This window comes from Natronospira elongata (assembly GCF_034931365.1).
In the GTDB taxonomy this organism is placed as follows: domain Bacteria; phylum Pseudomonadota; class Gammaproteobacteria; order Natronospirales; family Natronospiraceae; genus Natronospira; species Natronospira elongata.
In genome coordinates, this window is sequence record NZ_JAYGII010000026.1 from 26,267 (window position 1) to 37,360 (window position 11,094).

Consider the following 11,094-nt stretch of genomic DNA (forward strand, 5'->3'; position numbering starts at 1 on the left):
TCCCCTGTGACTGGCGTATAGTTCGGCTGCGTCAGTCATAGAGAACCAACAAGGTTCCGAAGCAGGAAGGGGGAATTCCATTGAACGACTTCATGTTCCTGGTCCAGATCGCGCTGGTCCTGATCATTGTCTTTGTATCCGCTTACAGCGTTGTCGGCTACCAGCGCAGGCTCCGTCGTGCCCAGCGCACCGCCAAGCAGACGCGGGAAGAGCTGCCCAGCCTGCGCCAACTGGACAGTCGTGAGCTGGACGCGCTGCGGGGCCAGCTCATCGACCCGACCCGCTCAGACCGAACCCTGGAGCTCGATGGCAACGAAGTTTATCGGCTCAGCGGACCTTTCGAGCGCCACGGCCTGGATACGGGCGGCCACACCACCTGGCACGATCAGATCGGTGGCGTGGAAGTCATCCTGCCCTATGACGCTGCCCTTTTCCTGAAGGAATACAACGAGGCGGAAGTCGCATTTTCGGGTCGCTACGCCGTAGTGATTTCCCTTAATGGCGAGTTCGACCTGCAGGGGGGCAAGGAACGTCAGCAGCGCCGGGAGGCCCAGGAAGACCAGTGGGAAGCCGGGGTACGAGGCGCGCTAAAGTGCGTTTTCGGCAATGACGGCCCCGTTGAGGATGGCAGTCCTCGTCAGGATATCCGCATCCTGGACCAGCGCCTGGAGACGCCCGCTGAAACCGAGGATCGGGAAGGCCGCGGGATCGGTTTTCTCTCCAGCATGGCCTGGATCGGCAGCTTCATCGCCCTGGCCATCGCCGCCGGAGTAGCCGGAGAAATCGCCCGCCAGATCTGGGTCACCGCAGCCGGGATCCTGGCATTGCTGGGGCTGTGGCTGTTCTGGCGACCCTATCGACCGGGCATGCCCGCCCGCGTCAACCGGGTCTCCGGTCCACTGGATATCTTCATGGTGCCGGCCCCCAATGGCGGCCCCGACCAGGGACAGCCCGCCCTCGGGGATCGCCTGCCCTTCTCGGTGCCCCCGCATTGGTTTCACAAGCTTGGTGGCCTGGTGGGCCGTACGGTGGAGGCCGATATCCGGGTCATGGATCGCTCCGCTGTCCGCCTCAATCACGACTTCAGCATTGATGCGGAAATGATCCAGTCCCGACCCCACTACTGGGGCAAGCACCTGAGCCTGACACTGGTAGCCTTGGGTGCTGTCGTCACCATGCTCCTCAATTCCCCCGGCCCCATCGGTGACATGGTCCTCGCCCAGCATGTCATCAGCGGCCACGAAATACGGGAGTATCATGACAGCCAGTCACTGGCCGAAAACCCACCGCGACAGGGCGATCTGGTGTCACTGTCCGGGCAAGCCCATTGCCAGGTGGAGACGCCCAGTAGCAATCAGGTGGCAGGACTTATCGACTGCTCCCGGATTCGCTGGGACGGGGAATTACTGCCCAATGAACCCGACGCCCTGCCCGACCACCTGCGCATGCTTGCACAGGGTGATTTTCTCGATGTCCGCGAACTGTCCGGTGTTGAGCAAATGCTGGTCGGCGGCCATGGGCGGCGGGAAATCCGGGTCATCTCCAACCCTGGCCACGCCGTGAATCTGGTGGAACAGGCTTGCTCAGATGCAGAGCGAGAGGATCGTGGCAATTTGTTCTCGCGCCGGTGCCAGGATACCCGGCGACTGCTGCTCTCCGACATGATCCTCGACATGGAGGAGGCACCGGAAAGCTGGGATGGGGTCCACGATCTATTTCAGACCGCTGACGGTGACGAGGTTCGGGGGCTCATGCTTCGCGATAACCTGGAGCGGTTCTACCTCCACGGGCGAGATATCAGTAACCACGCCATCCTGGATTACCGGGAAGTCCTGGCCGAATCCATTCTCGACCGCCAGCGGGGTGGGATACTTCTAGAAGTGACGAACGGCGGCGAGGCGGAACTGCCCTCCGTGCAGCACAGTCGTCGTGAGCTTATTCGCTGGAACGAACTGCTGAAACTCACTCAGAGATCCGAGGCCCAGCCCTTCCGCCTGGAGGGCATGGTGACCCGTCTCGGCGAAGACGCTAGCGGCGCCGTTCACTTACAGATTGATGCCTCGCGGTCACTGGACGAGAGCTGGCCGGCACTGATGCGCAGTACGTGGCTGAGCCTCGGCTTGCTGTTATTGCTGATCCACGTACCGCTGTTTGCCATCAAGCTGCGAGCGGCAAGGCGTCGAGGCCAACAACTGACAGAACAAGGGAATCAGAATCCGCGTTTCTAAGTTTCCCCAAGCGAAAGGGAGTTTCCAATGTCTCTGGACATGTTCAGAATCAGGGAACAGACTGTTCGCCGCCTGCGTGTGGTGTTCATTGTCTTGATTGCGACCGCAGTGATCGGCCTTGGTCTATTGCTGTTACTGGATTGGCTAGACGTCTTCAATCGCGACCATCCACTGGTTTTCGCCCTGGTGGCTGTGCTGGTGGTTGCCGGGGTGCTGGAGTTTGGTCTGGAATCCCTGCGCCAGGCTGGACGTCACAAAGACAGCTGGTGGCGACCCTAGCCACCAGCCAGTGATTGGACAGCCAGGCCACACCTTGGGACAATCCCCGCCATGGAACAGTGCCCGTACTGCAACACCGAAATCGAGGATGGTAGCGTCCACTGCCCCAAATGCCGGGCGGAGAAGGGCTATGCCATGCGCAGCAATGGCTCGGTGAGGCATGAACCAATTCCCCTGCCACTGGTTGCACTGCTGGTTCTGGTCAGTTCCGGCATAGGCGTTCTCATGATCTACACCGGCATCCTCGGCTTGCGGGAAGAAACCGATGTCTGGGGAATTGTCGTGATCCTGCTCGGCCTGCTCTTTCTGGCCCTGGCAGCCATGGGTCTTCGCCCTCAGCAGCCCAAATGGTTCCGTCCCTACCGTTAGGCCTGATTACCGGGGGCCATCACAAGGCTTCGGAAAGACGATTGCGGCCACCACGCTTGGCTGCGTAAAGCGCTTCATCAGCACGCTTGAAGGTCTCCGTTGGGTTGGCCTCGGGTCGATGCACGGCCAAACCCATGCTGAAGGTGGTCACCGGCTGCTGCTCCCGCCATCGTTCCAGCAATCGATCTGCAATCTGCCGGGCATGAGAAGCAGCCCTTGGCATGAGGATCATGAATTCCTCGCCCCGACCCTGAAAGGGATATCCCCTTCACGTAATTCTGCCCGGAGGAATTCCGCCAGGCTGATCAGCACCTTATCGCCCCCATCATGCCCAAAACTGTCATTGACCCATTTGAAATGATCCAGATCGATGAGCAACACCGCATCATCCGGCGCGACCTGTGGCAAGACGGTATCCGCAAGCCGACGATTTGCCAGCCCCGTGAGCGGGTCCCGCTCTGACTGATTCCGATATTCCAGGGCTTGAAGACGCTCGAGAGTATAGTGTTCGGCATTGGAAAGGGCCGCGCCTGCCTCCAAAGCGAGGGTCTCAAGCGCGGCCCGTCCCTCAACCGAGACAGCTGATGAATTCAGCCTGCCGACAAACAGAATGGCAGCTACATCGTCCCCGATGAATACCGGTTCGGCATGGACAGCACCGAAGTCGGATTCCTGTAACAAGGGGCAGCCTTCCTGTTCGATCTGATCTCGATACCAGCTGACCCCATGCCCTTTGTTCAGCACCCTTCGGGCAATTCCCCGGTCCAGGCTGAGACTCGCCTCCAGGATGGATTCCGGCATACCACTAAGGCTGGTTACCTTCACCTCTTGCCCACCGGACTGCAGCCGAATCATGCTGGCCGCATCGAAACCCAACTCACGGCAAGCTTCAACAATTTCATCCATCACATCCTGGCTATCGAGGGAATTGATCCTTCTGGCTGCCAGGGCAACCCGGCGGAAAATCTCTGCCTGTTGACGGAACTCATCCTGATAACCACGCAGAAGATTCATTGCAAAGCTGATGCCTTCACCCACCAGAAGACAGGTCGGCAATGCGACCACACCGGCCTGCAGCGCGGCAATATCATCCAGCTTCGGCGCTACATAGGTGAGAACCATCAAGGGAAACAAGGCCAGCGGTGCCCAGCGCGGGAGGACCAGGCCCACCCAGACATAAACGAAAACAAATGTCAGCGGATAGGTATAAGGGCTAAAACCAACCAGCAACTCGTAGAAGTAGATGAAGAGAAAGGCAACCGGCACCACGAGGGCGAAATATTTGAGCCGCCCCCGCTCCCATGGAAGGACGACGAGCAGCGCTGCAACCACGCATGCGGCAAGGGCAAAGCCAAGCCGAAGCATTCGGTCCTCAGCGGACTCCGCAAGCAGAATAGCGCCTAGCGCACTGGCAAAGGCACCAAAGAGAAACATTGCTGCCGCCATGCGAGCAATTCGCCTAAGGCGATGCTTCTTCGCGGTAGTTGCCTCCAACAAGGCTGCCCCGATTGTCGATTCCGTGGGCTTCATGACACCTCATTATAAATCAGCCGGGATACTCCTTATTAAAGAAATGGTAGTCGCTGGGAGTCTTGCTGCAAGTAAGTTTACTGAGATGAGCGGCGACGTGCTCATTGAACCGAAAGGGGTTCAATCCTGGATGGCAGTAAAAACTGCCCAATCCCGTATTGCCCTAATGTCCCGAATCTGTACTGCCTGCTCCTTTTTGAGTGGGTCCGGGAGCCGGTTCATGACATGGCAAGCACAACACCCAATAGGGAAAAGGATTCATACATGCGCAAATCAAAAGACAGCCAAAGCCCAATAACGCCCGGCCTTGTCACCGCCATCGCATTCACGATGCTGATGGCCGCGCCCGCCGCCTTCGCCGAAGAAAAGGCCTTTATCTGGACCCTCGACTCAGACGAACTGGAGTGGGGCCCCTGCCCGGAGTGGATGCCTGAGGGCTGCGGCATTGCGGTACTGCAGGGCGATCCCACCGCAGCCAATGCGGATGTGCTCTTTCGCTTGCCGGGGAACAGCACGGCCGACCATCACTGGCACAGCAGTGCCGAGCGCATGGTGCTCGTGGCCGGGGAAATGAGCGTGGATTATGACGGCCAGGACCCGGTCACTCTCCATCCTGGGACCTATGCCTATGGCCCCGCCGGGCTCCCGCACACGGCCCACTGCGTCTCCGAGGAAAGCTGTCTGCTCTTTATCGCTTTCGAGGATCCCGTGGACGCGCACCCGGTTGAAGACTGACAGGCTGAGCCCATTGCCAGCAGGCGGCGGCCGCACACGCCCTTTTGGGCCTAGGACGCCGCCTGCCTGGCGGGAGTCTGGTCGGCCTGGCGGACCGTTGGCGCCGCTTCCAGCCATTGCAGGAGCTGCTCGATGTCCTCGGGCTGTGCCTGTTTGGCGACGCGGGCCAGGGTTTCGCGCTGGCGGGCATCCCGATCCAGGGGCTCCTCGGGATCGATGTAGCCGTGCTCGCTGAGCCATTCCTCCAAGTCCTGTGCGCAGTTGCGGCGAAAGCGCGGCACTTCCCCGTCTCGCAGCGCGGCCACCAGGGCCTCGCCATCGCCCTGCAGCGATTCGGCCAGTTCACTGACCCGATCAATGAAGGCATCCGATACCGCACCGGATTCCTCCAGCGCCGGGCGATCCACCGGCCGGCCACGGCCGCGCTGCCAGGCCGCGATCCAGGCACGGGCGGCGGCACAGCGCCCGGCCAGTCGCTCGCGCATGGCCGCTTCCGGGATGGCGCTGTTGGCCGCATCGATTGCCAACAGGCCTTCCAGCTGGCCCAGGCTCGTCACCCGCCAGGTATCCATCAGGCGATGGAGCAAAACCAGGTCATCGCGCAATAGGTAGAACAAGGGCAGACTGCCGGTCGGCTGGCGCGGGTCGGCGGCGGGGACACCCAGCCGGGCCGCGTAGTCTTCCGGACGATCCTGGCCGGGTTCGGGCAGGGACTCGGCTTCCGGCAACTCGAAATCGGCCGCCTCGGCATCAGTCCGCCAGGCCCGCACCCGGGCAAGGTCAATATGATGGGGCCGCTGACCGGTGGCCCGCTCCCACAGCGCCAGCTCGTGGCGACGGGCGCTGAGATAGAAGACCTGCCGGCCCTCCTCCGCCGCCAACTGCTCCAGACTCTTGGCCACCACGGCAAAACGCGCCTCGTCACTGGTGGTCAGGGCCTCATCCAGAAACAGCGGCAGCGAGGCCCGCCCCTGCTCCTGCTGGCGCAGCCAGGCCAGGCGCATGGCCAGCAACAGTTGCATGCGGGTGCCCGTGGACAATGCGTCCAGTCCACGGCGGGCCTGCTGGCGACAATCCAGGGCGACCAGCCCGGCCTCATCATCCAGCTCGATGTCCCAATCCTGATGGGTGAAGCGCCGGAAGCGCTCGCGGGCATCGGCCAGGGTCTCCGGCTCGCTTTCCTTGCGATGTTCGGCTTCCACTTCATCCAGAAGAAACTGCCCGGCCTCGGCGAACAGCACTTCATCCAGGCGGTCTTCCAAGGCCGAGCGGGCCGCATCCACATCCGCCAATGCCGAGGCGAGCTTGTGATCGGTACCCGCCCTCTCAAGATCACGCCGGATCGTCGTGCGCTCATCCTGCAGCGCTGCCAGGTCGGCGGCTTCTTCCTCGGCCTCGGCGCGCTTGTCTTCCAGCCACTCGTGCTCGTCGGCCTCGACCTGCGCCAGCAACTCCTCCTCGCCGCCCAGGGCCGAGCGGCGCTCATTCTCGCGGCCCCTCGCATCAAGCAGTCGTTCGCGCTGAGCCTTCCAGGCATCCCACCGCTCAATACGCGCCTCCAGGCCACGGCGGTCCCCGGGCTCCAGGCCGGCCTCGCGGTAGAGCTCAGCCTCCTGGGAGCGGCGTTCGTCGATATCCTGTTCCAGGCGCTCGATATCCTTATCCAGTTGCGCCACTAACTGCTCGGCCTTTTCCGCCTCGCTCTGACGCTGCTCCAGCTCATCCAGCCTGGCCTTGAGATCCGCCAGTACCGTGTCGGACTCAATCCCCCAGACACGCAGAAACGCGACCACGGCCCCGGCCGCTGAATCCCGCGCCTGTTCGAGCTTGCCCACCTCGCCTTCCAGCTCGCGGCGCGCGACTACCGCCTGATGGTAAGCAGAGACAAAGCGCACAAAGTGGTCAATGCCCTGAGCCGTCAGGGCCGGGTCAAAGCCCAGGCGCTTCGCCAGCGCGGCACGCTCGGACTCCAGTTGCCTGAGGGTTTGCTCAAGCTCCCTCAAATCTTCCTTTGCTACCTGTTCACGGGCCGATGTCGTCCCGCCCCGCTGCCGGGTCAGCGCACTCCAGGCCGCCCCCGCCAAAGCCAGCAGACCACCAACCAACGCCACCCAGGCCTCGGCGACCAGTGCCGCGCCTGCCGCCAGTAGCCCGCCCAAGGCGGCCAGGAGCAATGGCAGGCGCCCAGCGTTGCTCGGCTCCTCACGGGGAACCGCATCCAGCCTGGCCTTCAGTTCCGTTTGCCGGCGCCGCTCCTTGTCCAGCCGGTGCGCAAACTCCTCGGCCTCGCTGACCGCCTCAGTCGTCAGCGTCGGGGCCTCCGACTGTCCGCCCAGGCGCTCCAGGGCTTCGGCCTCGGCGGCCTTCGCCTTGGCCACGGCGGCACGCTTGTCCGCCAACTGCTGGTCCAGGCGCTGGGCCTCGCCCAGCCGGTCCCTTTGTGCCCGCAGCTCGGCGACCTGCGGACGGCGCTCGGCCAGGCCGGTGGCCTGCAGGCCTTGCCGGGCATCGTCACGCTCCCGATGGGCAATCGCGAGCTGCCGTTCAGCCTCCACCCGTCGGTCAAGGCACTGCTCCAGGCGCTTGATCTCATCCCCGCGCAGGCGATCCATGCCGGCCGGAAAATCCGTTTCAAGCCCCGCCTCGATCCCGGCGCGCTCCTTGCGGATTTCCAGCAAGGCCAGGGCCTTGTTCAGGCGATCGGCACGTCGCCCCGCCTCTTTCGCCGAGGCAATCTCTTCTTCCAACGCCGGCAGGCGCCGTTCGGCATCGCGATAGCTCTGATATTCGGCCTCGACGTCGCGCAGCTTCTTCTCGCTGTCGCGCAGATCCCTGTTTTCCGATTGCCCCGCCCGTGGGCCAATCTCAAACGGCCCGCCCCTCAGCGCCGGCAGATCAAAGCCCTGGGCCAGATCACGCTTGAGCTGTACAACCAGCCGCTCATCGCTGGCCGTCTTCTCAAGCAGGTCTTCCATCTTCAGCCAGTAACAGCTCAGGGCATCGGCCTCCGGCAAGGGAGGTGCCTCAACCGGGCGTCCGTCCACTTCCCACTGCTGCTGACTGCCCGTGCGGCTCACACGACGCCGCTCGCCATTCTCGAATTCTGCTGACAGCACCAGGGCCTTGGGGTCGGACGCCGCGGGCTCGGCCACCAGATAGCGCAGTGCCCGAATCAGGCTGCTCTTGCCGATGGCATTGGGCCCCGTGACCAGGTTGACCCCGGGAGCAATGTCCTTGAGATGAAAATCGCCCTGAATGCCGGGCAGGGACGTAATCGTCAGACCCTTGAGCCTCATCCCAGATCCCCCCTGCTTGCCAGCATCCGTTCCAGCATCCGGGTCCCGGCCCGGCGCAGGTAATCCACCACCACCTGCTCGTCCAGGGAGTCACGGCCGATGCTGTCAGCACCCATGCCGTCAGTACCCAGGCCCCCATCAGCCAGGGCCTGCCAGCGAGACTCGCCCAGCCGTGCCTGCAGCCGACGGCGGCCCTCCTCGATCAGACGCTGCCGCGCACTGTCATCCGCGGGCCCATCCAGCAGCCGCAACCGCCTGGCCAGCAGACCGGCCGGGTGGTTGGCCTCGGCCAGCTGATCCAGAGGAATCTCGGGCAGAGCCTCAACCAGAAGCTTTTCCAGGAAATAATGCGTGCCCCGCGCTCCGCGAAACAGCGCCTCGTGAAGCGCCGGGCCCAGCGCCTCGGCCGCGGCCTCGGCCAGGTTGCTGCGGCCCACCAGCCGCAGACGAATACCCACCGCCTCCAGCGGCCTGTCACGCTCGGCCCAGTCCTCATCCAGGGCCCGGACCTCCTGCAAGAGGCGATCCTGCACCTGCTCTGCTTCCTCGAGGCCGGTCAGATCCAGATCCACCCGCTCCCAGCGAAGCGGGGCCAGCCGCCACTGCTCCATCGATTCGACACGGCCACCCTCAATGGTCAACAACCAGGGCCCGCGGGCGCCATGCTCGCCCGGGTCCATGCCCGTGAGAGAACCGAGATAGCCGGAGGGGTTGGGCGCGGTTAGCGAGTCCGGCTTGTGGATATGCCCCAGCAGCCAGCCATCCAGGCCGGCATCGGCCAGCTCCGCCGAGCGCACCGGTGCATGGCGGCTGCCACTCTGGTCCCGGTCACAGTGCAGCAGGCCCAGGTTCACCCCCGGCCCGCGCTCAAAGCGCTGCCCCTCAAGCGGACTAAAACGCACCACCTCACGGGGAAAGGACCAGCCCCAGAGCGTCAGCCGCTCGCCACTGGCCTCGATGGCGGCCGACTGCCATTGCCCATCGCGGCCCAGGAGCTCGAAGGCGGGAATCTGATCCGCCAGGCGCGGCAGCACCTTCACATCATGGTTGCCCACCACCCCCAGCACGTGGATCCCGGCCTCGGTCAGCCGGGCAACGCCACGCGCCAGCTCACCGTACCCTTCGAAGAAGTCCTCGGGCTTCTCGATCACATCCCCGGCCAACACCACGGCATCGACCGTGGCCTCAATGGCGGCCTCCACCGTCCGCTGCCAGGCCCCGGCCGGTCCCAGGGCATCACCGTGTTCTGCCAACGGCGCAGGCAGGCGCGACGGCCGCCGCCCCAGATGCATATCCCCCACCGCCAGCAATCGAAGACTCATGCCAAACTCCCTGTCACTCACACGCAGGCCAGAACGACAGCCAGGCGCCGCATGGAAAAATGCGGCCTCCCGGCAATTCGGGCCTCAGTGTAATCAGTCCACCCCATTGAAGCGAACGGGCCATGCAGCAACCGTGCATGGCGCCGTTCGGCGGCGTGGCATTCTAGGAAGCAGTTTAAACGCTGTCAGCGACAGGGATTGTCGTAGATCAGTAAAAAAGCCCGAGACCTCAGGCGCCGGGGCCACACTCCATGCACTGATCGACAATGGCCTGGCCAATGTGGAGCTTGGCGTTGAGATCCCGCAATGCGGTTCTCAGACCCTCTTCGATCACCGGGTGGTAATAGGGCATCTCAAGCATCTCGCTGACGGTCATCTCCTTCTGGGCACACCAGGCCAGCAGATGGCCGATGTGCTCGGCCGCCGGGCCGAACATCTCCGCGCCCAAAAAACGCCCCGTCCCCTGCTCGCCATAGACCCGTATCAGGCCCCGGTTGACGCCCATCACACGGCTGCGACCCTGGTTGTCGAAATTCAAAGAGCCCACCTCGAAACAACTCCGGCAGCGCTCATCCACCTGCTGGATGGTCAGCCCGGCGGTGGCAATCTGCGGCGAGGTAAACACCACTGCCAGCGGCGTACGGCGATCACCCCGGACCACGTCCGGGAAGTGGGCGGCATTGCGACCGGCAATCCGCCCCTCATCCGAGGCCTCATGCAGCAGGGGGCGATCATTGTTGGCGTCACCGGCAATGAAGATCGGGCTGTTGCCGCATTGCATGGTCAGATTGTCATGGGCGGGCATGCCACGCTCATCCAGTTTCAGGCCGGTGTTCTCGAGACCCAGGCCGGACACATTGGGACGGCGCCCGGTCGTGGCGAGAAGATAATCAAAGTGCTCGGTGAGCAGCTCCCCCTGCTCGTCCCGGAACTGGATCACCACCGAATCACCCTCACGGGACACGGACTCCACCTTGGTATCCGGATCCAGGGGAAACTCCTCGTTGAATGTTTCCAGGGCAATCTTGCGAATCTCCGGGTCCTGAATCGGCCCCACACCACCACCCACACCAAACATGCGCACACGCGCACCCAGGCGGGAGAGGGCCTGACCCAGCTCCAGGCCGATTACACCGGGGCCGAAGACGGCCACCGAATCCGGGATGGTGCCCCACTCGAACACATCGTCATTGACGATCAGGCGATCCCCCGCCCCTTCCAGCAAACCGGGCACATTGGGCGAGGAGCCAGTCGCAATGACGACTCTCTGAGCCTGAACCCGAGTGTGGTCACCCACCACCAGGGTGTTGGCGTCCTCGAATCGCGCATAACCCG

At 63.3% G+C, this 11,094-nt stretch carries 7 protein-coding genes and 1 pseudogene; 4 read left to right on the plus strand and 4 right to left on the minus strand.

Translation table 11 applies throughout. The features are described from left to right. The first annotated feature begins 80 nt into the window (after positions 1-80). From VCB98_RS10730 to VCB98_RS10740, 3 genes are read left to right on the plus strand one after another with little or no spacing between them, the layout of a single operon-like run. A complete protein-coding gene (locus VCB98_RS10730; protein ID WP_346051808.1) occupies positions 81-2,228 on the plus strand; it encodes an IgaA/UmoB family intracellular growth attenuator in 2,148 nt (715 codons plus the stop codon). Positions 2,229-2,255: 27 nt separating this feature from the next. Beyond that, on the plus strand, positions 2,256-2,507 hold the full coding sequence (locus tag VCB98_RS10735) for a hypothetical protein (RefSeq protein WP_346051806.1): 252 nt from the start codon (positions 2,256-2,258) through the stop codon (positions 2,505-2,507). Positions 2,508-2,558: 51 nt separating this feature from the next. Continuing rightward, on the plus strand, positions 2,559-2,876 hold the full coding sequence (locus VCB98_RS10740; RefSeq protein ID WP_346051804.1) for a hypothetical protein: 318 nt from the start codon (positions 2,559-2,561) through the stop codon (positions 2,874-2,876). Between the two features lie 19 nt (positions 2,877-2,895). Here VCB98_RS10740 and VCB98_RS10750 read toward each other — a convergent pair. Continuing rightward, positions 2,896-4,406: pseudogene (locus VCB98_RS10750) on the minus strand (GGDEF domain-containing protein). 264 nt (positions 4,407-4,670) lie between these two features. Here VCB98_RS10750 and VCB98_RS10755 point away from each other — a divergent pair. Then, on the plus strand, positions 4,671-5,141 hold the full coding sequence (locus VCB98_RS10755; RefSeq protein WP_346051802.1) for a cupin domain-containing protein: 471 nt from the start codon (positions 4,671-4,673) through the stop codon (positions 5,139-5,141). 50 nt (positions 5,142-5,191) lie between these two features. Here VCB98_RS10755 and VCB98_RS10760 read toward each other — a convergent pair whose 3' ends face one another. From VCB98_RS10760 to VCB98_RS10770, 3 genes are all read right to left on the minus strand, one after another. After that, complete coding sequence (locus tag VCB98_RS10760) at positions 5,192-8,437, minus strand: hypothetical protein (protein ID WP_346051800.1); 3,246 nt, start codon at positions 8,435-8,437, stop codon at positions 5,192-5,194. Further along, the gene (locus VCB98_RS10765; RefSeq protein ID WP_346051798.1) at positions 8,434-9,759 is read right to left on the minus strand and encodes a metallophosphoesterase family protein; all 1,326 of its coding nucleotides are present in this window, start codon (positions 9,757-9,759) and stop codon (positions 8,434-8,436) included. The genes VCB98_RS10760 and VCB98_RS10765 overlap by 4 nt, the downstream gene beginning before the upstream one ends. 229 nt (positions 9,760-9,988) lie before the next feature. Beyond that, positions 9,989-11,094, minus strand: a 1,106-nt coding sequence (locus VCB98_RS10770; RefSeq protein ID WP_346052445.1) for a dihydrolipoyl dehydrogenase, incomplete at its 5' end; no start/stop codon positions are given.